Origin of the sequence: Amycolatopsis speibonae, assembly GCF_042647925.1 — a bacterium.
GTDB classification, from domain to species: Bacteria; Actinomycetota; Actinomycetes; order Mycobacteriales; family Pseudonocardiaceae; genus Amycolatopsis; species Amycolatopsis speibonae.
The window spans coordinates 204,907-228,665 of record NZ_JBHRWK010000022.1; the positions used below are offsets into that span (position 1 = coordinate 204,907).

The 23,759-nt window shown below is 69.1% G+C and carries 23 protein-coding genes; 13 read left to right on the forward strand and 10 right to left on the reverse strand.

Going from position 1 to position 23,759, the window contains the following annotated elements; translation table 11 throughout:
- Positions 1-261: 261 nt before the first annotated feature.
- Positions 262-1,047, reverse strand: a complete 786-nt coding sequence (locus ACFOSH_RS16920) for an IclR family transcriptional regulator (protein ID WP_378239860.1) — start codon at positions 1,045-1,047, stop codon at positions 262-264.
- 153 nt (positions 1,048-1,200) lie between these two features.
- Here ACFOSH_RS16920 and ACFOSH_RS16925 point away from each other — a divergent pair, with 153 nt between their 5' ends.
- The 8 genes from ACFOSH_RS16925 to secA all read left to right on the forward strand — a co-directional run bounded on the left by ACFOSH_RS16925 (position 1,201) and on the right by secA (position 12,437).
- Positions 1,201-1,518 (forward strand): bifunctional 3-phenylpropionate/cinnamic acid dioxygenase ferredoxin subunit, encoded by a 318-nt coding sequence (locus tag ACFOSH_RS16925; RefSeq protein ID WP_378239861.1) that lies wholly within the window; start codon positions 1,201-1,203, stop codon positions 1,516-1,518.
- Entirely contained in the window at positions 1,515-2,651 is a 1,137-nt protein-coding gene (locus tag ACFOSH_RS16930; protein WP_378239862.1) for an NAD(P)/FAD-dependent oxidoreductase, read from the forward strand. Before ACFOSH_RS16925 ends, ACFOSH_RS16930 begins: the two co-directional genes overlap by 4 nt.
- Positions 2,652-2,762: 111 nt before the next feature.
- Complete coding sequence (gene mtrA, locus ACFOSH_RS16935) at positions 2,763-3,440, forward strand: MtrAB system response regulator MtrA (RefSeq protein WP_005150760.1); 678 nt, start codon at positions 2,763-2,765, stop codon at positions 3,438-3,440.
- Positions 3,441-3,447: 7 nt separating this feature from the next.
- Complete coding sequence (gene mtrB, locus ACFOSH_RS16940) at positions 3,448-5,166, forward strand: MtrAB system histidine kinase MtrB (RefSeq protein WP_378239863.1); 1,719 nt, start codon at positions 3,448-3,450, stop codon at positions 5,164-5,166.
- Positions 5,163-6,890, forward strand: coding sequence for an LpqB family beta-propeller domain-containing protein (locus ACFOSH_RS16945; RefSeq protein ID WP_378239864.1), 1,728 nt, complete (start codon positions 5,163-5,165; stop codon positions 6,888-6,890). The genes mtrB and ACFOSH_RS16945 overlap by 4 nt, the downstream gene beginning before the upstream one ends.
- Positions 6,891-7,485: 595 nt before the next feature.
- Positions 7,486-8,124: a ComF family protein gene (locus ACFOSH_RS16950; protein ID WP_378239865.1), complete on the forward strand. Its 639-nt coding sequence runs from the start codon at positions 7,486-7,488 to the stop codon at positions 8,122-8,124.
- Positions 8,125-8,667: 543 nt separating this feature from the next.
- On the forward strand, positions 8,668-9,357 hold the full coding sequence (gene hpf / locus ACFOSH_RS16955; RefSeq protein ID WP_378239866.1) for a ribosome hibernation-promoting factor, HPF/YfiA family: 690 nt from the start codon (positions 8,668-8,670) through the stop codon (positions 9,355-9,357).
- 248 nt (positions 9,358-9,605) lie between these two features.
- Positions 9,606-12,437, forward strand: coding sequence for a preprotein translocase subunit SecA (secA, locus tag ACFOSH_RS16960; RefSeq protein WP_378239867.1), 2,832 nt, complete (start codon positions 9,606-9,608; stop codon positions 12,435-12,437).
- 51 nt (positions 12,438-12,488) lie between these two features.
- On the opposite strand, the gene ACFOSH_RS16965 is transcribed toward secA, so the two are convergent.
- Positions 12,489-12,989, reverse strand: a complete 501-nt coding sequence (locus ACFOSH_RS16965) for an Rv3235 family protein (protein ID WP_378239868.1) — start codon at positions 12,987-12,989, stop codon at positions 12,489-12,491.
- A gap of 112 nt (positions 12,990-13,101) precedes the next feature.
- Here ACFOSH_RS16965 and ACFOSH_RS16970 point away from each other — a divergent pair, with 112 nt between their 5' ends.
- On the forward strand, positions 13,102-13,506 hold the full coding sequence (locus ACFOSH_RS16970; RefSeq protein WP_378239869.1) for an HAD-IA family hydrolase: 405 nt from the start codon (positions 13,102-13,104) through the stop codon (positions 13,504-13,506).
- Here the strand turns inward: ACFOSH_RS16970 and ACFOSH_RS16975 are convergent.
- The gene (locus ACFOSH_RS16975; RefSeq protein WP_378239870.1) at positions 13,481-14,266 is read right to left on the reverse strand and encodes a TrmH family RNA methyltransferase; all 786 of its coding nucleotides are present in this window, start codon (positions 14,264-14,266) and stop codon (positions 13,481-13,483) included. The genes ACFOSH_RS16970 and ACFOSH_RS16975 overlap by 26 nt on opposite strands.
- A 34-nt stretch (positions 14,267-14,300) precedes the next feature.
- Between ACFOSH_RS16975 and ACFOSH_RS16980 the strand changes: the two genes are divergently transcribed.
- Both ACFOSH_RS16980 and ACFOSH_RS16985 read left to right on the forward strand, forming a co-directional pair.
- Entirely contained in the window at positions 14,301-15,707 is a 1,407-nt protein-coding gene (locus ACFOSH_RS16980; RefSeq protein ID WP_378239871.1) for a WS/DGAT/MGAT family O-acyltransferase, read from the forward strand.
- Entirely contained in the window at positions 15,704-16,195 is a 492-nt protein-coding gene (locus ACFOSH_RS16985) for a DUF6912 family protein (RefSeq protein WP_378239872.1), read from the forward strand. Before ACFOSH_RS16980 ends, ACFOSH_RS16985 begins: the two co-directional genes overlap by 4 nt.
- A 9-nt stretch (positions 16,196-16,204) precedes the next feature.
- Here the strand turns inward: ACFOSH_RS16985 and ACFOSH_RS16990 are convergent, their stop codons facing one another.
- From ACFOSH_RS16990 to rsgA, 6 genes are all read right to left on the reverse strand, one after another.
- Positions 16,205-17,089 carry an NAD-dependent epimerase/dehydratase family protein gene (locus ACFOSH_RS16990; protein WP_378239873.1) on the reverse strand — a complete coding sequence of 295 codons (885 nt, stop codon included), beginning with the start codon at positions 17,087-17,089 and terminating at the stop codon, positions 16,205-16,207.
- A gap of 61 nt (positions 17,090-17,150) precedes the next feature.
- The gene (locus tag ACFOSH_RS16995) at positions 17,151-17,945 is read right to left on the reverse strand and encodes a hypothetical protein (RefSeq protein WP_378239874.1); all 795 of its coding nucleotides are present in this window, start codon (positions 17,943-17,945) and stop codon (positions 17,151-17,153) included.
- Positions 17,946-18,017: 72 nt separating this feature from the next.
- Positions 18,018-18,695, reverse strand: coding sequence for a hypothetical protein (locus ACFOSH_RS17000; RefSeq protein WP_378239875.1), 678 nt, complete (start codon positions 18,693-18,695; stop codon positions 18,018-18,020).
- Positions 18,696-18,851: 156 nt separating this feature from the next.
- Positions 18,852-19,724 (reverse strand): hypothetical protein, encoded by an 873-nt coding sequence (locus ACFOSH_RS17005; RefSeq protein ID WP_378239876.1) that lies wholly within the window; start codon positions 19,722-19,724, stop codon positions 18,852-18,854.
- A complete protein-coding gene (locus ACFOSH_RS17010) occupies positions 19,724-20,620 on the reverse strand; it encodes a hypothetical protein (protein WP_378239877.1) in 897 nt (298 codons plus the stop codon). The genes ACFOSH_RS17005 and ACFOSH_RS17010 overlap by 1 nt, the downstream gene beginning before the upstream one ends.
- A gap of 60 nt (positions 20,621-20,680) precedes the next feature.
- Entirely contained in the window at positions 20,681-21,691 is a 1,011-nt protein-coding gene (rsgA, locus tag ACFOSH_RS17015; protein WP_378239878.1) for a ribosome small subunit-dependent GTPase A, read from the reverse strand.
- 101 nt (positions 21,692-21,792) lie between these two features.
- On the opposite strand from rsgA, the gene ACFOSH_RS17020 reads away from it, so the two are divergent.
- Together ACFOSH_RS17020 and ACFOSH_RS17025 are read left to right on the forward strand one after the other, a co-directional pair.
- On the forward strand, positions 21,793-22,551 hold the full coding sequence (locus ACFOSH_RS17020; protein WP_378239879.1) for an SOS response-associated peptidase: 759 nt from the start codon (positions 21,793-21,795) through the stop codon (positions 22,549-22,551).
- Positions 22,548-23,156 carry an alpha/beta hydrolase family protein gene (locus ACFOSH_RS17025; protein WP_378239880.1) on the forward strand — a complete coding sequence of 203 codons (609 nt, stop codon included), beginning with the start codon at positions 22,548-22,550 and terminating at the stop codon, positions 23,154-23,156. Before ACFOSH_RS17020 ends, ACFOSH_RS17025 begins: the two co-directional genes overlap by 4 nt.
- On the opposite strand, the gene ACFOSH_RS17030 is transcribed toward ACFOSH_RS17025, so the two are convergent.
- Positions 23,106-23,669, reverse strand: coding sequence for a hypothetical protein (locus ACFOSH_RS17030; RefSeq protein ID WP_378239881.1), 564 nt, complete (start codon positions 23,667-23,669; stop codon positions 23,106-23,108). The genes ACFOSH_RS17025 and ACFOSH_RS17030 overlap by 51 nt on opposite strands.
- Positions 23,670-23,759 lie beyond the last annotated feature (90 nt).

The following is a 23,759-nucleotide window of genomic DNA, read 5'->3' on the forward strand; positions in this document are numbered from 1 at the left end:
GGGAACCTCCTGCCTGCCCGGTCGGGTCCACAAAGGACACGCGGGCATCGGGGTGACAGGCACTGTTGCGGATGAGGCACATTGTTCCGTCTTCAGCAACAAAGTGCGGCACCTGCGGGCGCGCTGTCAAGAGCCCGAAAAGGTCGCTCTCTTCACCTTGCGCTGTCGACCCCGCGTGCCATGAAAGGTCCTTTCCTTGCCAAATTTGCAAGGAAAGGACCTTTCATGGCACGCGCGACGGGGGTGAAAGGGCCGGTCAGGTCACTCCAGGAAGTACCCGAGCTGCGCCGAGAGATCCGCGGACGCCTCGGTCAGCGGCCGCACGATCTGCCGCACCCGCTGCTTCGAAAGCCGGTACGACGGGCCGGAAGCGCTCATGGCCGCGACGACGTCGCCGCCGGGCCCGTGCACCGGCACCGCGACCGCGTGCATCCCCAGCTCCAGCTCCTCGAAGCAGGCCGCGTACCCGTCCTCGGCGATCCGCTCCAGTTCGGCGGACAGCTCGTCCGGATCGACCGTGGTCCGCGGGGTGAACTGTTCGAGTTTCCGCCGGAGCAAACGTTTGCGCTCGACGTCGCCCATGTACGCGAGCAGGATCTTCCCGCTGGACGTCGCGTGCAGGGGAGTGCGCTGGCCGGTCCAGTTCTGCGTGGTGATCGCGGCCGAGCCGCGGGCCTGGCTGACGTTGATCGCGACCCCGTCGTCGGCGATCGCGATGTTGACCGTCTCGCCGAGCGTCTCCGCCAATCCCTGGCAGGTCTGCCTGCCGAGCTTCGCCAGGTCCATCCGGCCGGTGGCGGCACCCGCCAGCCGGACGATGCCGAAACCGATCGCGTATTTGCCGCGTTCACCGAGCTGCTCGACGAGGCCGCGGTTCTCCAGGACGCTCAGCAGGCGGGAGGCCGTCGACTTGTGCACGCCGAGCTCACCCGCGATCTCGGTGATCCCGGTTTCCCCGTTGCGCGCCAGCAGTTCCAGCACGCTGATCGCGCGGTCGACGGATTGCACCTGACTGGGTGTTGCGTTCCCCGCGTCCTGGTTCCGCATGACGCAACAGTAGCCGTTTCGCTCGCATCCGCTCGGCTGAGTGGGCGAATCCCTTGACGCATCGACCCCTCGGGGGCGATTGTTGCGCAGAGCACGTTCCGTCTCGTAATACGCAACATCAACAAACCGTCGGTCCTTTCCCCGGAGGCCCCGATGATCCGTGCCTGCCCCGTCTCCGAACTGCCCGAGGGCGAAGCTCTCCGCCTCGAAGGTTCCGTGCCCGTCTCGGTCTTCCACGCTGAGGGCGGCTACTACGCCCTCGACGACACCTGCAGTCACCAGGACGCGTCGCTCGCCGACGGCTGGATCGAGGGCTGCTACGTCGAATGCCCGCTGCACGCCGCGCGGTTCGATCTGCGGACCGGCGTCCCGAACTGCCTGCCCGCGAAGAACGCCGTGCGCACTTACCCGGTCGTGGTCGCCGACGGGGTGATCTACGTGGACACCCGGGTGCGGCAGGACGTCGCTTGAGAACCGTCGCCGTCGTCGGCACCTCCCTGGCGGGACTCCGTTCGGCGCAGGAGTTGCGCGCGCAGGGTTTCGCCGGACGGCTGGTGATGATCGGCGCCGAACCGCCGTACGACAGACCGCCGTTGTCGAAGGATTTCTTGCTGGGCAAGGTTTCCGCCGATGATCTCGCGCTCGCCGGGCAGGACGACCTCGACGCGCTGGACGCCGAATGGCATCTCGGTGTCCGTGCCGGGAAGCTCGGCCGCGAAGGCGTGACGCTCGCCGACAGCACCACGATCGCCGCCGACGGCTACGTCATCGCGACCGGCGCCGTGGCCAGAACCCTTGGCGCGGCAAGGAACCTGAACGGCGTCCACACCCTGCGGACGCTCGACGACGCAGTCTCGCTGAAACAGGCTCTCGCGGCAGGGCCCGCTTCGGTGGTCGTCATCGGCGCCGGATTCATCGGCGCGGAAGTCGCGTCCGCCTGCCGCTTGCTCGGCCACGGCGTCACCGTGATCGAGGCGATGGCCGTCCCGCTCGCCCCGGTCCTCGGCGCGCGGATGGGCGCGGTGTGCGGGGAACTGCACGCCGAAAACGACGTCCGGCTGATCGCGGGCGTCGCCGTCGCCGGGTTCGCCGGAGCCGGACACGTCACCGGTGTGCGGCTCGCCGACGGCCGGGAGATCCGCGCCGATCTCGTCGTCACCGGAGTGGGGGCGCGTCCGGCCACCGGATGGCTCACCGGCTCCGGGCTCGCCGTCGACGACGGGGTGCTGGTCGATTCCGGCTGTGTCACAGCGAATCCCCGAGTGATCGCGGTGGGTGACGTCGCGCGGTACCGCTGCCGTCTGCGCGGAAGGCGGGTCCGCGCCGAACACTGGACGGCGGCCGGCGAACAGGCGGGCGTCGCCGTCGCGAACCTGCTCGCCGGAGCGACCGTCACGCATTTCGCACGACACGGTTACTTTTGGTCCGATCAGTACGGACGGCGGCTCCAATTCGCCGGAGTGGCCACAGAAGACGTCCGGATCGTCGAAGGAGATGTCGCGTCGAAGCGGTTCGTCGCGACCTATCACCGCGAAGACGTCCTGACCGGAGTCTTCGCGATCGACTCCCCGCGGCCGTTCACCAGGCTCCGGCGCTCCCTCTAGGGGCCGAAGACCCTACTCGGATGGAGCAATTTGCCCGTTTCGATGATCTTTCTGGTGGTCACATCGCCGGGTCGTGCGCCCGCGCGGGGAAACTAGTGCGAACATAGGTTTATGAAGGCACGCGTTCTGGTCGTCGACGACGACCCTGCTCTCGCGGAGATGCTCACCATCGTGCTGCGTGGGGAGGGGTTCGACACAGCCGTCGTAGCCGACGGCTCTCGGGCGCTGCCCGCGCTTCGTGAGCTGAAACCGGACTTGGTCCTCCTCGACCTCATGCTGCCCGGGATGAACGGCATCGACGTCTGCAAAGCGATCCGGGCCGAGTCCGGCGTGCCGATCGTGATGCTCACCGCCAAGAGCGACACCGTCGACATCGTCCTCGGGCTCGAGTCGGGCGCCGACGACTACGTGGTCAAGCCCTTCAAGCCGAAGGAGCTCGTGGCCCGGGTCCGCGCCCGGATGCGCCGCACCGAGGCCGAGCCCGCCGAGTCGCTGACGATCGGCGACCTCGCGATCGACGTCCCCGGCCACGAGGTGACGCGGGAGGGCAAGGCCATCCCGCTGACCCCGCTGGAGTTCGACCTCCTGGTCGCGCTCGCCCGCAAGCCGCGTCAGGTGTTCACCCGCGAGGTGCTCCTCGAACAGGTTTGGGGATATCGCCACGCCGCCGACACCCGCCTGGTGAACGTGCACGTCCAGCGTCTGCGCTCGAAGGTGGAGAAGGACCCGGAGCACCCCGAGGTGGTGTTGACGGTCCGCGGCGTCGGGTACAAGGCCGGCCCGCCGTGATCACTCCATGACCGGAAGCTTGCCCAGGCTCGCCCAGACCACGATGCGCCACGTCCGGCGCATCGTGGTTTTCGTGCGCCGCAAGATCGTCGCGTTCAACGAGCTGTGGCGGTATTCGCTGCAGTTCCGGGTCACGGTGTCCACACTGGCGCTGTCGTCGGCTGTGGTGTTCGTGCTGGGCATGGTGCTGCAGAACCAGATCACCGACCGGCTGATGGAGACCAAGCAGAACGCGGCGATCGCGCAGACCCGGGCGGTCGTCGAGACCGCGGCCGGTGAGCTGGTCGGCGTCGGCACCGAAGGCACGGAAGCGCTGACGGCGCGGATGAACAACGCGCTGAAGAAGATCTCCAGCTCGTCGACCTCACAGGACGGCGCGGGATCGACGGCGGGCACCTTCGAGCCGGTGCTGTCCGCGGGCGGACGCGACCAGTCGAGCAGGCCGGTGGCCGCCGGCCCCTACGACAAGGTGCCCGTCCGGCTGCGCCAGTTCGTGGAGACCGAGCAGCTCAGCTGGATGATCCACACGGCCACCGAAGCCGACGGCGGCAAGACGACGTATCTGATCGTCGGCGCGCCGGTGAGCACGATGATCAACCCGCTCCAGCTCTACCTGCTGTACCCGCTCACCAGCGAGCAGAACACCGTCTCGACCGTGCAGAACACGCTGCTCGTCGGCGGTCTCGTCCTGCTGCTCCTGCTGGCGGGCATCACGAACCTGGTCACCCGGCAGGTGGTCCGGCCGGTCCGGCAGGCCGCCGCGGCGGCCGAGCAGTTCGCGGACGGAGACCTCGACCAGCGCCTCGCTGTGCTCGGCGAGGACGATCTGGCCAAACTCGCCGTGTCCTACAACGGGATGGCCGCGAGCATCCAGCGGCAGATCCGCCAGCTGGAGGACTTCGGCGGGCTGCAACGCCGGTTCACCTCCGACGTCTCGCACGAACTGCGGACCCCGCTGACCACCGTCCGGATGGCCGCCGACGTGCTGCACGCGTCGCGCGAGCAGTTCCCGGCCGGGCTCGCCCGCTCCACCGAACTGCTGGTCGACGAACTCGACCGGTTCGAGGCCCTGCTCGGCGACCTGCTGGAGATCAGCAGGCTCGACGCGGGCGTCGAGGAGCTTTCGGCCGAGCTGATCGACGTCCGGCCGATCGCGACCAGGGCCGTCGAACAGGTCCGGGTGATCGCGGGCAACGCGGGCAGTTCGGTCGAGCTGATCCTGCCGGACGAGGAGGCGCCCGCCGAGGTCGACGCGCGCCGCGTCGAGCGGATCCTGCGCAACCTGCTGGCCAACGCGGTGGACCACAGCGAAGGGAACCCGGTGGTGCTGACGCTGGCGGTCAACGAGACCGCTGTCGCCATCACCGTGCGAGACCGCGGAGTCGGGCTTCGCCCCGGCGAGGCGGAACTGGTGTTCAACCGGTTCTGGCGGGCCGACCCGTCCCGCAACCGCCGGACCGGCGGCACCGGTCTCGGCCTCGCGATCAGCCAGGAGGACGCCCGGTTGCACGGCGGCGTCCTCGACGCCTGGGGCGAGACCGGCCACGGCGCCTGCTTCCGGCTCGTGCTGCCGCGAGAGCAGGACACGCCGATGGGGGAGAGCCCGCTGGTCCTGCCGCCACCCGATCACAAGGCGACCGACACGCACGGCTCGTCGTCCGGACTGCTCGAAGTCCGGCCGGCGCCCGACGCGATCTTCGCCGAGCCCGAGGAGGTCGGCCGGTGAAACGGCTCTTGACCCTGCTTGCGGTGTTCCTGCTGGTCGCCGGCTGCGCGAACATCCCGCTCGAAAACCAGCCCGCCGTCGTCCCCGGGGACAAACCCGGGCAGGCGCCGGTGGACGTCCCCGAACCGGCGGCCGGGATCGACTCGCTGACCGTCATCCGCCAGTTCATCCGCAACTCGGCGACCCCGGGCACGGCCAACGCCGACGCGCGGGTGTACCTCGACGACGAGGCCCGGCGAAACTGGAAGCCGTCGCCGGGGCTGACGATCATCGACAACACCTTCGGCACCGTCTACGACCCTTCGTCGTCGACGGGGAACCCGGACGAGCAGGTGGTGAACGTCCGCGGCTTCAAACTCGGCAACCTGAGCCCGGACAGCGCGTTCATCCCGGTGAAGGCCGAGTACTCGCAGCAGTTCAAGCTGCGGAAGCAGGCCAACGGCCAGTGGCGGATCGTGGACCCGCCGCAGGAACTCGCCGTCACCGACATGGATTTCGCGACCAACTACTTCCGGGTGCCGATCAGCTTCTACTCGCCCGACTCCGGCACCTTCGTCCCCGACCTCCGGTACGTCGCGGCGAAACCGCAGGCAGGGCTGCCGGGCCGGGTGATGGACCTGGTGCTGCAGGGTCCGTCGGAAGGGCTGAAGGGCGCTGTCAAGGATCTGCTGGGCGACCATGTCACCACCGACACCAACGTGCGCAGCACGGACGACGGGACCCTGGACGTCGCCCTGACCGGGATCGGCGGGGCCAGCCTCGCGGACCGGAGCCTGATCGCGGCGCAGATCGTCCTCTCGTTGCAGACGGTGACGCTGAGCCGGATCCGGCTGCTGGCCGACGGCACCGCGCTGGTGCCGGAACACGAATACCTGCGCTCCAGCGAACTGCCCAACTACAACGTGGACATCGCGCCCAACTCGGAGCTGCTGGGACTGATGACCGTGAACGGGCGGGTCCGGTCGCTCGGCGACGGGGCGCCGGTCGGCGGGCCCGCGGGCAACGGCGGCTACAAGGTCATCAGCGCCGGGCAGTCCGTCGACGGCAAACGGCTCGCGGTGGTCGAAGAGCGCGAAGGCAGGCAGTGGCTCCGGGTCGGCGACCTGGGCCGCGACCTCGCTTCGGTGGACCTGTTCGGCGGCAGGCTGAGCCGCCCGACCTGGCGTCCGGTCGCCCGCGGCGGCGGGGTTTCGGGCGAGGTCTGGACGGTCGTCGACCACAACACCGTCGCCAGGGTCACGCTGGCCGCGGACGGCCGCTGGGTGAAGGCCGGCGTCGACGCGACCATGCTCACCGGCCTCGGCCAGGTCACCGAACTACGACTTTCGCGCGACGGGTCACGGCTGGCCGCGGTGGTCAACGGGCAGCTGGTGATCGCCTCGATCGTGCGGACGGCGGACTCGGTGGCGCTGCGGGCGCCGCGGAAACTGCAGGAACGCGACCTCAAGGACGTCGTCGACGTCGACTGGGCGACCCAGGACCACCTGATCGCCGCGACGTCGTCGAACTCGCTGCCGGTGGTCAAGGTGCCGCTGGACGGGCAGCGGATGGACACCTTCAACAGCTCGAACCTGACCCCGCCGGTGCACGGCGTCACCGCGGCGCCGAGCAGGCCGAACCTGGTCGCGGACGCGGGCGGGCTGTGGGTCGCCTCCGAGCTGGGCGAGGTCTGGCGGCCGCAGGCGCACACCGTCACCGACGCGGATCCGTTCTACCCGGGCTGAGCGGCGCTCGCGGTCTGGTTTGGTCCCGGTCCGTGAAGGTCTCCTTGCCGACCTTGAGGGTAGGGAAGGAGGCCTTCGCTACCCTCCGGGTCGTCACGTTCGCCCCAGGTGCACCAGCAGTTACAGCGGCTGCGCGTGAAGGCCCCCTTGCCTCGGCTGAGCCGAGGGAACTCGACCTTCGCACCTTGCCGGAGTACGTGAAGGGGGCCTTCACGTACTGCAGGTGGGTGAGGCGGCGGTGAGTGGTGGGTCGGGGTGGTCGTGAGTGGCAAGTGCCGTTCTAACGACACTTGCCACTCACGACCACCCCGACCCACGCCCACCCGGCGGGAGCAAGGGACCTTTAGTAACGCCAGCTTTCCTAGCAATGCTAGTGAATGTGGTCCGTGCCGCTAAGCGTCGCGAAGGCGCCTTCTCCTCAACAGGCATCCGACCTTCTTCCCAGCTGCCCTCCCCAGGCACGCCACCGACCCCCGGCAACTTCTCCTCGACTGCCGTCATGACAGGTCCGGTTAGGACGAAAAGTGTCCTAAGGGGACCCCTCACGACACGTCGGGACCAGAAACTGTCGGAGCCTCCAGCGACCCTCGAAGACATGACCAACCTCCTCGACCTCCTCATCCCCGCCCGGTGCGCGTCCTGCGGAGCCCCCGGCGCGCCCTGCTGCGCGACCTGTCAGACCGCTTGGGGTTCGCTCAGCGAGATCACCCGTGCGCCGACGGCCGGTCTCGTGCCCGTCTACGCCTTGGCCCGCTACGCCGACGACGCGAGGCGCCTGATCCTCGCCTACAAGGAACGCGGCCGCCGCGACCTCGCGCCGTCCTTCGGGCGGGCCGTCGCCGAAGCCCTGCCGCAGTTGCCACAACAGCCAGGGCCGCCCTGTCTCGTCCCGGTCCCGTCGAGACGGCACGCATCGCGAGTCCGAGGTGGACCGCATGTCCGGCGCCTCGCCGAAGAATGCGTGAAAGCGCTGGCGGGCAAGGGAAAACCGGCGACAGTGGCGCCGCTCCTCAGGCTCACGGCCGGGGTCCGCGACGCCGTGGGACTCACCCGCGCCGAACGGGCGGTGAACCTCGACGGCCGCATCCGCCTGGTCCCGGGAGCCCGCCCGGAGAGTGTCGTGCTTCTTGACGACGTCATCACAACCGGAGCGACGGCCGCCGCTTGTGTGCGCCTATTGGGCATAAGCGGAATTCACGTTTCCGCGGTGGTCGCACTGGCCGCCGCCGGGTGATCGAGGGGTCACCTACAAGAGTGATGAATGATCGGGAACGGGAATGGGTACAAGGTCGTTGACGGGATATGAGGCAGCTTCCGGGGAACACTCCAACGGCTCGCCACTCCACCGGGGTGGCGGCGGATTCCCTTGGTGGCGTCACCCTCGGCTTTTTCCTGTCCGAAGGTTTGCGCCGTCCGCGTGAAAACAAATCACGGGGACGACGCCCGGCAGGCCGGATTGTCCCGCTGGACACGCCGCTGTCGTCGCGTGCGGTGACGAGGTCTCACGTCCTGATATCCCCCGGCTCGGGGGCTGTTGCTCGCGGCGTGTTGCAGCTAACGTGCAGCGCTATCAGCAATCCCGGCAGGCAGGGAGGTGACCAGCCCATGTCCCTGGCGCCGGAGCCGCGCTGAGTCCGCACCCGGACATCCGCCACGAGACGTCGTGACCGCATGCCGAGTTCCCTCATCGCCCGCGATCCGGGCTTCGTCCCCGCTTTACCGGCGCCCTAGTGAACACATCTACAGCTCGCAGTCATTTCAGCGAGGGAGGTCGTGTATGGACATCGTCGTTAAGGGCCGCAACGTGGAGGTGCCCGACCACTATCGGGCACTCGTCAGCGAAAAGCTGGCCCGGCTAGAGCGCTACGACAAGAAGGTCATCCGTTACGACGTGGAGCTCTTCCATGAGCCCAATCGCCGTCAGTCGAAGAACTGCCAGCGCGTCGAAATCACCGGTAAGGGCAGGGGCCCCGCCGTACGCGCCGAAGCGTGTGCAGGCGACTTCTACGCAGCGCTGGATTCCGCACTCAACAAGCTCGAGAACAGGTTGCGGAAGACACACGACCGCCGGCGCGTGCACTACGGCCGCAGCCGTCCGGAATCCGTCGCCGAGGCGACGTCGATGGCGGCCGCCGGTGGGACGACCACCGACACCCGACATCTGGCGGGTACCGCTGTGCTCGAGGCGCCAGAGGCCGAACCCCTGGCCAACGGTTTCGCCGTCGAGAGCGGTGAAGAGTTCGAGATGCCCCAGCAGCGCTGGGATGACGGGGTTGACGAACATCAACCCGGTCGCGTCGTCCGCGAGAAGAAGCACGACGCGGAACCGATGACGGTCGACCAGGCTCTCTACGAGATGGAACTGGTCGGTCACGACTTCTATCTGTTCAACGACTCCGACGCCGGGTGCCCGAGCGTCGTCTACCGGAGGCGAGGCTTCGACTACGGCGTCATCCGGCTGAGCTGAGCCGGTCCCTCCGACAACCCATAACGCCTATGAAGCGGCCCGTACGCGCACGCGTGCGGGCCGCTTCCTGTCCGGATCAGGCGTGATGCGGGCCCGCCGGGTCAGGTACCGACCGACGGTGCGTGCGCGAACACCGAGGTGTTCCCTACGATGGGGGCGGACGGCGGTGCGAAACCCGGCGCCGCCGTGTAAGAGACTGCCCGGGACCGGCTCGGGTGCGATCACAATCAGCTAGTGAGGTCGACCGGATGGTGCTGAACCGCCTGCTCCGCGCGGGCGAGGGCAAGATGGTGAAGCGGCTGCGCAACATCGCCGATCACATCAACACCCTCGAAGACGACGTCAAGGAACTTTCGGACACCGCTCTGCGGGCCAAGACCGACGAGTTCCGTAAGCGGAACGCGGACGGCGAGTCACTCGACGACCTCCTGCCGGAGGCGTTCGCGGTGGCGCGGGAAGCGGCCTGGCGTGTGCTCGGCCAGCGGCCCTACGACGTCCAGCTGATGGGCGGCGCCGCGCTGCACCTGGGCCAGGTCGCCGAGATGAAGACCGGTGAGGGCAAGACCCTGACCCAGGTGCTTCCCGCGTACCTGAACGCCATTTCCGGCAAGGGCGTGCACGTCATCACGGTGAACGACTACCTCGCCAAACGTGACGCCGAGTGGATGGGCCGCATCCACCGTTTCCTCGGCCTCGAGGTCGGGGTCATCCTGGCCGACCAGACGCCCGAGGTCCGCCGCCAGCAGTACGCCGCCGACATCACGCACGGCACGAACAACGAGTTCGGCTTCGACTACCTCCGCGACAACATGGCGTGGAGCCTCGAGGACTGCGTGCAGCGCGGCCACAACTTCGCCGTCGTCGACGAGGTGGACTCGATCCTCATCGACGAGGCGCGGACCCCGCTGATCATCTCGGGCCCGGCGGACCAGTCTTCGCGCTGGTACGTCGAGTTCGCGCGGCTGACCCCGCTGATGAAGGTCGACATCCATTACGAAGTCGACATCCGCAAGCGCACCGTCGGTGTCAGCGAAAAGGGTGTCGCCTTCGTCGAAGACCAGCTGGGCATCGAGAACCTCTACGAAGCCGCGAACACGCCGCTGGTCGGCTACCTGAACAACGCGCTGAAGGTCAAGGAGCTCTACAAGCGCGACAAGGACTACATCGTCCGTGACGGCGAAGTCCTCATCGTCGACGAGTTCACCGGCCGCATCCTGCACGGCCGCCGCTACAACGAGGGCATGCACCAGGCGATCGAGGCCAAGGAAGGCGTCGAGATCAAGGCCGAGAACCAGACGCTCGCCACGATCACGCTGCAGAACTACTTCCGGCTCTACGACAAGCTGTCGGGGATGACCGGTACCGCCGAGACCGAGGCGTCCGAGTTCCACCAGACCTACAAGCTGGGTGTGGTGCCGATCCCGACCAACAAGCCGATGGTCCGCGCCGACCAGGCCGACTTGATCTACAAGACCGAGGAAGCCAAGTTCGAGGCCGTCGCCGAGGACATCGCCGAGCGGCACGAGAAGGGCCAGCCGGTGCTGGTCGGCACCACGAGTGTCGAGAAGTCCGAGCACCTGTCGAAGCTGCTGCTCAAGCTGGGTGTCCCGCACGAGGTCCTCAACGCCAAGCACCACGACCGGGAGGCGCTGATCGTCGCCCGCGCGGGGCGCAAGGGCGCGGTCACGGTCGCCACCAACATGGCGGGCCGCGGTACCGACATCGTGCTCGGCGGCAACCCGGACCTCATCGCCGACGAGGAGCTGCGCGAGCGCGGCCTCGACCCGGTGGAGCACTCCGAGGAGTACGAGGCTGCCTGGCCGAAGGTGCTGGAGCAGATCCAGGCGGAGACCAAGGCCGAAGCCGATGAGGTCCGCGAGGCCGGCGGTCTGTACGTCCTCGGCACCGAGCGGCACGAATCGCGCCGGATCGACAACCAGCTCCGCGGTCGTTCCGGCCGTCAGGGCGACCCTGGCGAGTCCCGGTTCTACCTTTCGCTCGGTGACGAGCTCATGCGCCGCTTCAACGCGACGATGGTCGAGCGGGTCATGACCACCATGCGGCTGCCGGATGACGTGCCGATCGAGCACAAGATGGTCTCCAAGGCGATCAAGAGCGCGCAGACGCAGGTCGAAATGCAGAACATGGAGATCCGCAAGAACGTCCTCAAGTACGACGAGGTGATGAACGAGCAGCGCAAGGTGATCTACGCCGAGCGCCTGCGCGTCCTCGAGGGCGAGGATCTCCGCGAGCAGATCGAGCACATGCTGGTCGACGTCATCAACGCGTACGTCAACGAGGAGACCTCTTCGGGCTACGCCGAGGACTGGGACCACGAGAAGCTGTGGACGGCGCTCAAGACGCTGTACCCGGTGCAGGTCTCCTGGGACGCCCTGACCGGGGACGACGACCTCGACGCCGAAGGGCTGCGTAAGGCGCTGCTCGAAGACGCTCACCGCGCGTACGACACTCGCGAGGCCGAGATCGACGCCAAGGTCGGCGAAGGCGCGATGCGCAGCCTGGAGCGCCAGGTGATGCTCACCGTGCTCGACCGCAAGTGGCGTGAGCACCTCTACGAGATGGACTATCTCAAGGAGGGCATCGGCATGCGGGCCCTGGCACAGCGCGACCCGGTCATCGAGTACCAGCGCGAGGGCTACGACATGTTCCGCGCGATGCTGGAGTCGCTGAAGGAGGAGGCCGTCGGCTTCCTGTTCAACCTCCAGGTCGAGCAGGCCGAGCCCACCGCCCCGTCGCCGGAGTCCGCGTCCGCGCTGCCCGCCGGTGTCGGCTCCGGGAACGGCCAGGCCGCCAACGGCGATGGACGGCACGCCCGTCCGACGCCTCCCCAGGGTCCGGCGACCGACACCGAATCCGTGCCGTCCGCGTTGCGGGGCAAGGGTCTCGGCGGCGGTTCGCAGTCCGGGCTGACGATGTCGGGCCCGTCCGAGGACGGCGGCGTCGAGTCGCATTCGGACAGCGCCGACAGCGACAGCGGCGACCAGAGCGGGACCCGCCGGGAGCGTCGTGCCGCGCAGCGCGCCTCCCAGAAGAAGGGCAAGAAGGGCCCTCGCCGCTAAGACGAGCCGAAGGGGGTCTTCACCGCACGCGATGCGGTGAAGGCCCCTTTGTCATGCCGTGAGACGGAGCGAGGAAACGCGTCGCGGCGGTTTCAGCAGGTGGAAGCGGGTGCACACCCAGCCCGACGGCGTCCGCTCGAAGCGCGCGGCCAAGGCGAGGCAGCGATCGTTCTGTTCGACCGTCGCGCAGGCCTCGACGACGCCGTCCGCCGGATGGCACAGGTGGATCGATTTCGGCCGGTAACCGCCCGGCGGACGGCGACGGCCGCTGTCGAGCAGCGCGCTGTGGAGCGCCGGGTCGAGGATCGGCCGCACCTGGACCGACGGGCGCCGCCCGTCGCAGGCTTCGAGGATGGTGGTCAGCAGCCTGCCCACCTGCCGCCTGTCCGGCGTGTCGGGTCGCGGCCGAGGTTCCTCCACGATCTGTTCGCCCGCCAGCGGCAGATCCAGCACGAGCTGGTTGTCCGGCTGCGCCACCCGGTGCACCAGCCTGCCCGCGACCCGATACGGCGGCTCACACGGTTTCAGGCGTCTCAATACGTACGAAGTCATCAGGCAGTCCCCCTCCGCGGCCCCCTCGGCCACGCCCAGCAACTAAGGGACCGGTAGCGGGCCGCGGCGCGACACGAACCGCCCGAGAGGATGAACCGGGCGGTGATCGCTTGTGTACGGTGAGCCGGTGCTGAAAGGGCTGGTCATCGACTACGTCGGGGTGCTCACGGACGACGGCGCGGACGAGCTGTACGCCTTCCTGCTGGCCGTCAGGGGACGCGGCATCAAAACGGCCTTGCTCTCGAACGCGCCCGAGGCGTCGGGCGAGGCCAAGAGGGCGCTGAACCCGTTCTTCGACGCGCTCGTCTTCTCCGGCGAGGTCGGCGTGGCCAAACCCGAACGCGAGGTCTACCTGCTCACGGCGAGCCTGCTCGACCTGCCTGCCGACAGGTGCGTGTTCGTCGACGACGCCGCCCACAACGTCCGCGCCGCGGTGGGGGCCGGGATGGCGGGCGTGCACCACACCTCGGTCGAGGAGACGTTGACCGAGCTCAGCGCCTTGTTCCCGAAGCCTTAGTCGTAGCGCGGCGGACCAGCTCGAACGAGAGCACGGCGGCGGCCGCGGAGACGTTGAGCGACTCGACCTCGCCCGGCATCGGGATGGACACCCACTCCGTCACCAGTTCGCCGACCTCGGCGCCGACCCCGTTCGTCTCCCCGCCCAGCACGAAGGCCGCGCGCTGCGGCAGTTCGACGTCGAACACCGAACTGTCGGCCGAAGCGCCCAGCGCGAAGATGCCGTACCCGGCTTCGGTGAGCATTTCGGCGGCCTCGCGCGCGCTGCCGCACCGCAGCACCGGCGCGCGGAACGCGACCCCGGCCGAGGCCTTGACCACCATGGGGTCGAGGGCGGCGACGCCGCGCCGCGGCACCACGACACCTTCCAGCCCGGCGGCGGTCGCCGTGCGCAGGATCATCCCGACGTTCGCCGGGGTGGTGATGCCGTCGAGCAGCAGCACCCTCGACGGCGGTCTGCCGCTGTCCAAGGCCGCGTGCAGCGACCGCATCCGCGGGGCGACGACGTCGGCCAGCACCCCCTGGTCCTGTTTGCCGTTGCCTGCCAGCACCTTGACGCGGTGCGCGCTCGCCCGCTGCACCGGCACCCCGGCGGCCTTGGCGGCGCGCTCGATCTCGGCGGCGTTCTGTCCCCGCACGGTATCGGCGAGAATCACCTTGTCCACCTCGAGAGCCGCGTCGTCCAATGCCTCGAGCACCGGTTTCCGGCCGTACACCGTCAGGAACCGGTCCTTCGGCGAGATCGCCGCCTCATCACCCACACCGGCGAGTGTCCCACTATGTAAGGATCGGCCCATGCCCGACCGCCTCTCCGCGCTGGACGCCTCGTTCCTCTACGTGGAAGACCATTCGACCCCGATGCACGTCGGCGGTGTGGCGATCTTCGAACGACCGCGCGACGGCTTCACCTACGAGCAGCTGCTGGACCTGATCGGGCAGCGCCTGGCGTTCCTGCCGCGCTACCGGCAGCGGGTGCTGGAGGTGCCGGGGCACCTCGCCCGGCCGGTGTGGGTCGACGACGTCGACTTCGACCTCAACTACCACGTGCGCCGGTCCGCGCTGCCGCAGCCGGGCTCCGACGGCCAGCTGTTCGACCTCGTGGCGCGGCTGATGTCGAGGCGGCTCGACCCGGGACGGCCGCTCTGGGAGGCGTACTTCGTCGAGGGGCTCGCGGGGGACCGCGTCGCGCTGGTGACCAAGACGCACCAATCCGTGGTGGACGGGCTCGGCACCATCGAGCTCGGGCAGCTGATCCTCGACGCCGCCCCGCAGGAGCCGGAACCGTTCGACGACAACTGGCATCCGCGCCGGGAACCGAGCCGTACCCAGCTGATCCTCGACGCCGTCGCCGAGACCGTGCAGCGGCCGACGGAACTGGTGGAGAACGTCCGGTCCATCGCCCACGACGCCACCGCGATGGCCGGCAAGGTCACCGGAACGGTCGGCGACGTCGCGTCGGCGCTGAAGACCATGGTCAAGCCCGCGCCGTCCGGGCCGCTCAACGTCCGTACCTCCGGCGGCCGCATGTTCGCCGTGGTCCGCACGCGGCTGGAGGACTTCCGCAAGATCCGCGCCGCGCACGGCGGCACGGTCAACGACGCCGTGCTGGCGGCGATCACCGGCGCGCTGCGGGAGTGGCTGCTCTCCCGCGGCTCGAACCTGACCGCGACCACCACCGTGCGCGCCCTGGTGCCGATGGCCGTCCGCGACGCCGAGACGGCCGAGTACTCGACGCCGGCGCTGGTCGGGAACCAGGTCGACGCCTACCTGGTCGACCTCCCGGTCGGCGAGCCGAACGCGGTGCTGCGGCTGCAGCACATCGGCCACGCGATGGCGGACCACCTCGACTCGGGCCGTTCGGTCGCCGCGCGCGGGCTGCTGACCGTCGGCGGTTTCGCGCCGGCGACCCTGCATTCGCTGGGCGCGCGGGCGGCCGGATCGATGTCGGGGCGGATCTTCAACGTGCTGATCACGAACTCGCCGGGCCCGCAGGTGCCGCTCTACGCGGGACAGGCGAAGATGGTGGAGATGTTCCCGGTCATGCCGCTGGTGCGCAATCAGGCGCTGGCGATCGGGGTCACCTCGTATCACGGGGGTGTCTACTTCGGACTGAACGGCGACCGCAAGGCCGTGTCCGATGTGGACCTGCTCGCCGGGATGATCGAGGAATCGTTGGAAGAGCTGAAGGGTGCGCACTGGTGAGGGTCTATCTACCCGGGACGATCGCGATGCTGCGCGACCTCGAAACCGCCGGTGAGCTCCGGGCGCGCAGCGGCACGGGCTTCGCGCTGACACCGGCGCTGCGGGAGTCCTACGCCAGCGGGTCCGACGAAGAGCTCGAGTACGCCGCGCTGCTCGACGCCGCCAGGGCGTCGCTCCGGCTGATCGCGGCCGAGGAGAAGCCCGAGCCGCGGCGCGTGGTGATCTCGGCCGACCTCGACGAGGTCACGCTGCGCCCGGATCTCGACGCCGCCGTCGTCAGGCTGTCCGGGCCGGTGAAGATCGCCGACGTCGCCGCGATCCACGTCGACGCGGCCGAGGCCGCCGAGTCCGTGCGGGCCGCCGCCGCGGTGATCGACCAGGCCGACCTCGGCGACCCGGACGCGGAGTTCACCCTCGGCGACGCCGAAGACCACGAACTCGCCTGGTACGCGCCCCAGGAACTCCCCTTCCTGCTGGAACTCCTCTAGGACCCCACGCTAGAACCACGAAGGGCCGGGCGTGGGACGTGCGGGCCGCCAGCCGGTCGCTTCGGTGAGCCGGGTCGAGACGACCCGCTGCGAACGCGCCAGCACCGCCATCGACCCCACCCGGTTCGCCAGCCACTTCGGCAGCGCGCGCGGCCGCCGGACCCCGGCCGCGGCGGCCATCGCCTCGCCGAGCTCCTGTTTCCGCATCGGATCCGCGGCCAGGTTGTAGACGCCACTCGGCGCCCGCAGCGCCGCGATCGCGCCTGCCGCGGCGTCGTCCGGGTGGATCGCCGCGGTCCAGTCGGTCCGGCGGCCGATGATCAGCGGCGAACCGCGCCGCGCGGCCGTCAGCATCATCGTGGTCATCGGGTCGTCGGAGACCAGCAGCCCGATCCGCAGCCGGACCGCGGCGCGTCCCTCGTCCGCCAGTTCCGCGATGTTCGCGTGCGCCACCGTCGAAGACGCGATGTGGCCGTGCGCCGCGAGAGGCGCGTCCTCGTCCAGTTCCTTGTCGCCGCCGTCGGCGTAGACGAACGAAATCCCTTCCTGCACAACGATTCCCAGCTCGCCGACCTGTCGCGCGGCGGCCGCGAGCGTCCGGCTCCCGTCGACCCGCAGGCGGTCGTTCTCCGCCCAGCCCGACGCCGTCATCGCGTGGCGCGCGTCCGGGATCCGGGTCGCGACGTTCACCACCGCCTCGTGCCCGCTCAGCGCCCCGGCCAGGGAATCGACGTCGAACAGCGAACCCGTCACCGGTTTCGCGCCGGTGCCGCGCACGGCCGCGACCCGGTCTTCACCGCGGGCCAGCCCGCTCACCTCGTGGCCCTCGGCCAGCAGCCGCCGCACCAGCGGCCGTCCCAGCACCCCGGTCGCCCCGATCACCATCACGCGCATGTTGGTCCCTCCTGTCCGCCTTCACGAGCTGGACGAGACAGGTGCGGGGAACGTGACAGGCTCAGCCCACTGGGATCTCGCCGATCTCCTCGGGCGGCGGCGCCTGGATGTCGGCCTGCGTGCCCCATTCGCGGTAGCGCGTGACGATCTTGGCCATCGCGCTGTCCGGGACGCCCGAAGCGGCGAGGACGGGGGAGAGGTCGAGCACGATCTGCACCGGCCGGCGCGCGTCGTCGAGCCAGACCTCCATCGGGATCTTCCCGAGCTTGCCGTTCAGTTCGCCGACGGCCTCCGCCGACAACCCGGCGGGCAGATCGCCGCCCAGCGCCGCCATGTCGATGTCCAGCCGGTAGTGCTCGGTGGACACGCCGTCGAGTTCGGCGTGCCCGGATTCGGTGAGCGTGCCCGCCCGCCGGACCTGGTCGAGCGCGCGGCCGGGGTCGTTCTGCTTCGCCAGCTGGTCGATACTGCCGCCGGCGACCTGCGAGAACGGGTCCGCGCCGTCGGAGGAGACCTTGACCCAGGGCTTACCGCCGGGGATGTCTTCACGGGCGCTCGCGGGGACCTTGGCGAAGACGATCTTGTCGACCAGCCGGAGTTCGAGCGGCTCGCCGAGGAAGTCCGTGGTCATGGCCAGCGCGGTGCCCGTTCGCGCGGCCCGGGCCTGCCCCTGGCTCTTCGAGCGCGTCGAGCCCGCCGTGACGTCGGTGGTGAACTTCGCGGCCTTCCCGTCGATGGCGGACGCGGCTCCGTCGGCGAGCGCGCGGGCGTCGGCGAACGAGACTGTTTCGCTGTCACACGCGCCGAGCAGTGCGCCGAGTGCGAGCACGACGGCGGGCAGGGCCGTTCTCCGCATGAGGACCTGCTTTCAAGGGCGGGTGCTCAAGCGAAACACAACCAGGGGCCTCGCCCCGATCGGGGGAACGGCTCAGCGGCTGTCGCCGATCGCCTCGGGCGGCGGCGCGATGATCACCACGTCGGAGGCCCAGCTGTCGTAGTTGACCGTGGTCTTGCCGGTGGTGACCCGCACCGGGCGCTGTTCGGCGTCCAGCCACACCTCGGCCGGCGCTCCGCCGAGGTCGAGGACGTAGTGCGTGGTGGCCGTCCCGTTCAGGTCGGCCTGCTCGGATTTGGTGACCTTGCCGGACTTGGAGATCCGGTCGATCGTGCGCGTCGGATCCATCGTCTCGACGACGTCCGTCATCAGCGCGCCGTTGGCCGCGGAGAGCGCGTCCTTGCCGTCGGCGGTGAGCTTGACCCATTCCTTGTCGGTCTTGAGCTCCTGCACCTGGGCGTCGGACAGGTGGTAGTAGAGGACGCCGTCGGCGAAGATCAGGTCCCGCTTCTCGCCCCCGACCTCGGCGACCATGGAGAACTTGCTGTTCGCTCCCTCGTAGAGCCCGGAGCTGGTCACCACGACCTTACGGCCGTCTTCGGCAGTGGTCTCCAGCGCGATCTTGGACGACCGGGCCTTCTGCGTGCCCGCGCCGGCGACCGAGGCCAGCTGCGCCGCGTCGGTGGCGGCCGCCGCCGGTTTTTCCTCGCCGGAACAGCCTCCCAGCAGCAGGAGAGCGGTACAGACGATGGCGAATCCGGTGGCACGCATAGGACTCCCTCGGGTGAATGGTCTGTACCACTACCGTAGCGCCTATCGCGTGAATTTCCACCGTCCGTTGGTCCGGAAACGCGTGAAGGCCCCCTTCCCTCGGCTGAGGTTTTGAATGACCAGCCGAGGGAAGGGGGCCTTCACGCGCAACGAAAGCTAGATTCCCTGCTTCGCCATTTCGGCGTAGTCGCCCACCTCCGCGGCGGGCGGCGGAATGACCTCCACCGGCGTGCCCCAGTCGCTGTAGGTGTAGGTCGACTTGGCCTCGGTGGTCTGGCGTCCTCCCACCGAGTTCATGAACGAGGTCATGTCCATGGTCATCTTCAAGGGAAGCTGCTCGGCGTTGAACCACAGTTCGGCCGGGATCCGCAGATCCTTGCCTTCGAGCCGCTTCTCGATCTTCGCGCGCTCGTCGGCGGGGGCCTCGTCGCCGAGGAACAGGTCGAACTGCTTCTTGGCGTCGAATTCGACGAAGTAGTGGTTCACCGGGACGCCGTCCAGCTGGGTCTGCTCAGACCTGAGGATCTTGCCGGTCTTTTCGACCAGCTCCAGCTGCTTCATCGGGTCGCCCATCTCGAACGACCTCTGCATGGCCTTCCCGATGGCCTTCATCTGGGGATCTTCGCTGTTCAGCTCGATCTTCCCCCAGTTCTTGTCCGTCTTGAGCCCGGCCTTCACCGTCGGGGCCAGCTTGATGAACAGGGTCTGGCCCACCAGACGCATGGTGACCGCTTCACCGGCCGAAGTGATGTTCGCGTCGATCTTCGAAGCGGGACCGTCGTAGAACGCCATCACGGTGCCCGTGACCTTTTCGGCGCCGAGCATGGCGTCGATGGTCGTCTTGGAGGACTTGGTCTTCCGCGTCCCCTGCTTCGCGGCCTCGACGAGGCCGAGCGCGTCGGTGAACGGGGTGGCCAGCCCGAGCTCGCCCCCCTTGTTCTCGGCCGTCGCGTCCGGGCGGGTGCCGCAGCCCGTCACCACGAGGGTCAGGGCCGCGGCCACCGCGGCAAGCTTGAAAGTGGCGCGCATTACCGGCCGCCGGCCTTCTTCGCGAGCTCCGCCATGTCGCCGACCTGGTCGGCGGGCGGGACGGTGAGGTTCACGGGAACACCCCACTCGGTGTACTTGATCGTGGTCTTGGCGACACCGTCACCGGGGGCGCCCATGGCCTTCACGAACGCGGTCTGGTCCGAGATGACCTGCACCGGCAGCTGGTCGGCGTTCAGCCACAGCTCGGTGAGGATCTTGACGTTCTTGCCTTCGAGCTTCGCCTTGAGCTGGTTCACGGCCTCGGCGGGCAGCGGGATGCCGATGTCGCCCATGATGAGCGCGATGGCCTTCTCGGCTTCGACCTCGATGACGTAGTGGTTGGTCTGCTCGCCGTTCAGCTCGACCTGGTCCGACTTCGTGATCTTCCCGGCCTTCGAGATCTGCTCGAGGGTGCGCGACGGGTCGCTTTCCTTGACGGCCTTCGACATCATCTTGCCGAGCAGCTGCGAGAGCGGGTCCTGGCCGTCGGGCGAGATCTTCACGTACGCCTTGTCGGTCTTCAGCTCGGCCTTGTCCTCCGCGTCGAGCTTGAAGTACAGCGCGTTGTCGATGAACAGCATGTCGAGCTTCTTGCCGTCGCTGTCCATGACCATCGCGAGCTTGCTGTTCTCGCCGTCGTACACGCCCTGGCCGGACGCCGTGTTCTTCTGGGTGCCCGCGATGGCCTCCATCGTCATCTTCGACGACTTGGCCTTCTTGGTGCTCTCGCGGCTCAGGGCCGCGAGCTGGATCGGGTCGCCGAGCGGCGACGAAAGCGAGCTCTTCGCTTCGGAAGGAGCGGGAGCAGCCGCGCCGGACTGCTTCTCGCCACCGCAGGCGGACAGCGCCAGGACGGCGGCTGTGGCGACGGCGGCGAGCATGGTTACGCGCTTCAAGAGGACCCCTCAGAAAAGTTGATCTAATCCGAACGGGTTATCGCGCGAGGTCGGAATTAGTTACCGATCGTCCTCATGTCCGGCTCGGGAGCCCAGAAGGCGGCGCAAAGAGGCTAAACGCTCCGAACTTGCGTCACCCTCTGTCACGACGTCGTCGAGCGCGCAGTCCGGGTCCGACGGCGACCCGAGGTGCCCGCAGGCGGACGGGCATTCCTCGGCCGCCGCGGCGAACTCCTCGAACGCGAGCACGATGTCGTCGGCGGTCACGTGCGCGAGGCCGAACGAGCGGATACCCGGGGTGTCGACCACCCAGCCGCCGTCGGGCAGCGGGAGCGCGACCGCCGCGACCGACGTGTGCCTGCCCTTGCCGACCGCGCTGACCACACCGGTCGCCAGTCCGGCGTCGGGCACCAGCCGGTTGACCAAAGTGGACTTCCCGACCCCCGAATGCCCGACCAGCGCGGTGACCCGGTCCTTGAGCCGCCCGACCAGCTCGTCCGGGAACTCGTCGTGCCGGGTGACCACGGCGGGGATGTCGAGGCCCGCGTAGCCGGCGAGGAGTTCGTCCGGGCTCGCCAGGTCGGCCTTCGTCAGGCACAGGACCGGTTCGAGGCCGCCCGCGTAGCAGGCGACGAGGCAGCGGTCGATGAAGCCGGTGCGCGGCTGGGGATCGGCCAGCGCGGTCACGATCAGCAGCTGCTCGGCGTTGGCGACGACCACCCGTTCGTAGGGATCGGTGTCGTCCGCTGTCCGGCGGAGCACGCTGGAGCGTTCCTCCACCCGGATGATCCGGGCGAGGGTGTCCGGCTTGCCGCTCACGTCGCCGACGATGCCGACGGTGTCGCCGACGACGACCGAGACCCGGCCCATCTCGCGGGCCCGCATCGCGGTGACGACCCGCCCCGGATCCGAGTCGATCGCGCAGGTCCAGCGCCCGCGGTCCTTCCCGATGACCATCGCCGTGGAGGCGTCGGCGTGCTCGGGACGACGTTTGCTGCGCGGCCTGGTGCCCTTGCCGGGGCGGATCCGCACATCGGATTCGTCCAGCCTGCGCCAGTCCTTGCCCGTCAAACCGCCTCCTGCTCTTCGAACACCGCGGAACAATGATCCCATGCTGCTCGCCATCGCCTGGCCGGCGTGTAACGATGACTGTCGATTAGGGAGGTTTTCGCATGTGCGGGCGCTATGCCGCCACCAAGGACCCCGCGGCGCTGATCGACGAATTCGCCGCGGTGGACCTGACCGAGGGCCGGATCCGGACCGATCACAACGTGGCGCCGACCAAGGACGTCCCCACCGTGGTGCAGCGCCATCCGCGTGACGCCGACGGCGCGGTGCTCGAAGACGAGCCCGCCGTCCGGTCGCTGCGGATGATGCGCTGGGGGCTGGTCCCGTTCTGGGCGAAGGACCCCGGCGTCGGCTCGAAGATGATCAACACGCGCGCCGAGACGGCGAAGGAGAAGCCGTCCTTCAAGAAGGCGGTCTCCTCGCGGCGGTGCCTGGTCCCGGCCGACGGCTGGTACGAGTGGCGGCGCGACGGCAAGGAGAAGCAGCCCTTCTTCATGACCGGCCCCGGTGACGGATCGCTCGCGTTCGCCGGGATCTGGGAGACCTGGCGGCCGAAGGACGACAAGGACGCCGACCCGCTGATCACCTTCTCCGTGATCACCACGGACTCGGTGGGCAGGCTCGCCGACGTCCACCACCGCATGCCGCTGCTGATGCCGCGCGAGAAGTGGGACACCTGGCTCGACCCCGACCGGCCCGACGTCACCGACCTGCTCGTCCCGCCCGCGGCGGACCTGGTCGACACGATCGAGCTGCGGCCGGTGTCCAGCCTGGTCAACAGTGTCCGCAACAACGGCCCCGAGCTGCTGGACCGGGTCGAGCCCGCCGCCGAAAGCGCGCTCTTCGACCTGCCGAACTCATGACGAAGCTGGAGATCGACACCGCCTACGGCCCCGCGCGGGCCGAACTGCACTGTGCCGAGGAGGGCGTCGCGGTGCTGATGCTCGGCCACGGCGCGGGCGGCGGGATCGGCGCGAAGGACCTGGTCGCGGTCACGCGGGCGGCGCAGGCGGCCGGCGTGCACGTCGCGCTCGTCGAGCAGCCGTACCGGGTCGCGGGCCGCCGGGCTCCCGCTCCCGCCACGCAACTCGACACCGCCTGGCTCACCGTCGCCGACGAGATTTCCGAGCGTTTCGACGATCTCCCGATCGTGTTCGGCGGCCGGTCTTCCGGGGCCCGCGTCGCCTGCCGGACCGCCGCGGCGGGGCAGGCGGTGGCTGTGCTCTGCCTGGCCTTCCCCGAACACCCGCCGGGCAAGCCGGAGAAGACGAGGCAGGGTGAACTGGACGCCGTCGAGGTCCCGACACTGGTCGTGCAGGGCGAACGCGACCCCTTCGGCCTGCCCAAGGCGGGTCCGCATCACGAGATCGTGGTGCTCAAGGGCGACCACAACCTCAGCGCCGACCTCGAAGGCGTGTCACGCGCGGCCGCCGAGTGGCTCGAGCGTGTACTGCGGCCGCTCGCCTGAGAACCGTCGCCGGGCGTAGTGCACGGTGACCGCGGCCAGCAGCGGCCCCCAGAGCAGCAGCGGCGCGTAACAGACGGCCATGACGACGCCGTAGACCGGCGATTCCTCCCAGGTTCCCGGCGGCATCGACGAGCCGGCCCCCACCCGGCGCACCAGCGCCTGGACACTCATCACGGTCAAGGCGATCGCGCCCGCGGCGGCCGGGACGATCGCGGCGAGCGGCGGGATCCTCCGGCCGCGAAGCCCCGGGATCCAGCGCGGCCACACCTCTCCCCACGGCCGGACGAGCCCGAGGGTGAGGAACGCGAGCGACTCGGCGAGGAGGCTCAGCCCGAAGACGTAGGCCGTTCCCCAGCCGGGGATGCCGAACTCGCCCAGACCTTGTTCGGTGAACCCGACCGGGACGCCGAGGCCCATCGCGATCCGCCACAGTCCGGACGGCAGGGTCGTCAGCAATGTCGCGTGGGCGGCGAGGCTCGCCCACCTCGGCACGTCGGGCACGGTCTTGGTCATTTCGTCGCTCCCCAAGGTCGTCGTTCGCTTGCGGACGACGATTCCCGAGCAGGGGCGGGTGATCTTCCCGCTTCGGACCGATCCCGCTCC

Excerpts from the sequence above, each read along its gene's own strand:
- ACFOSH_RS16920 (WP_378239860.1), bottom strand. The coding sequence starts at position 1,047 with ATGCGGAACCAGGACGCGGGGAACGCAACACCCAGTCAGGTGCAATCC.
- ACFOSH_RS16925 (WP_378239861.1), top strand. The coding sequence starts at position 1,201 with ATGATCCGTGCCTGCCCCGTCTCCGAACTGCCCGAGGGCGAAGCTCTC.
- mtrA (WP_005150760.1), top strand. The coding sequence starts at position 2,763 with ATGAAGGCACGCGTTCTGGTCGTCGACGACGACCCTGCTCTCGCGGAG.
- mtrB (WP_378239863.1), top strand. The coding sequence starts at position 3,448 with ATGACCGGAAGCTTGCCCAGGCTCGCCCAGACCACGATGCGCCACGTC.
- ACFOSH_RS16950 (WP_378239865.1), top strand. The coding sequence starts at position 7,486 with ATGACCAACCTCCTCGACCTCCTCATCCCCGCCCGGTGCGCGTCCTGC.
- hpf (WP_378239866.1), top strand. The coding sequence starts at position 8,668 with ATGGACATCGTCGTTAAGGGCCGCAACGTGGAGGTGCCCGACCACTAT.
- secA (WP_378239867.1), top strand. The coding sequence starts at position 9,606 with ATGGTGCTGAACCGCCTGCTCCGCGCGGGCGAGGGCAAGATGGTGAAG.
- ACFOSH_RS16965 (WP_378239868.1), bottom strand. The coding sequence starts at position 12,989 with ATGACTTCGTACGTATTGAGACGCCTGAAACCGTGTGAGCCGCCGTAT.
- ACFOSH_RS16980 (WP_378239871.1), top strand. The coding sequence starts at position 14,301 with ATGCCCGACCGCCTCTCCGCGCTGGACGCCTCGTTCCTCTACGTGGAA.
- ACFOSH_RS16990 (WP_378239873.1), bottom strand. The coding sequence starts at position 17,089 with ATGCGCGTGATGGTGATCGGGGCGACCGGGGTGCTGGGACGGCCGCTG.
- ACFOSH_RS16995 (WP_378239874.1), bottom strand. The coding sequence starts at position 17,945 with ATGCGGAGAACGGCCCTGCCCGCCGTCGTGCTCGCACTCGGCGCACTG.
- ACFOSH_RS17000 (WP_378239875.1), bottom strand. The coding sequence starts at position 18,695 with ATGCGTGCCACCGGATTCGCCATCGTCTGTACCGCTCTCCTGCTGCTG.
- ACFOSH_RS17005 (WP_378239876.1), bottom strand. The coding sequence starts at position 19,724 with ATGCGCGCCACTTTCAAGCTTGCCGCGGTGGCCGCGGCCCTGACCCTC.
- ACFOSH_RS17020 (WP_378239879.1), top strand. The coding sequence starts at position 21,793 with ATGTGCGGGCGCTATGCCGCCACCAAGGACCCCGCGGCGCTGATCGAC.
- ACFOSH_RS17025 (WP_378239880.1), top strand. The coding sequence starts at position 22,548 with ATGACGAAGCTGGAGATCGACACCGCCTACGGCCCCGCGCGGGCCGAA.
- ACFOSH_RS17030 (WP_378239881.1), bottom strand. The coding sequence starts at position 23,669 with ATGACCAAGACCGTGCCCGACGTGCCGAGGTGGGCGAGCCTCGCCGCC.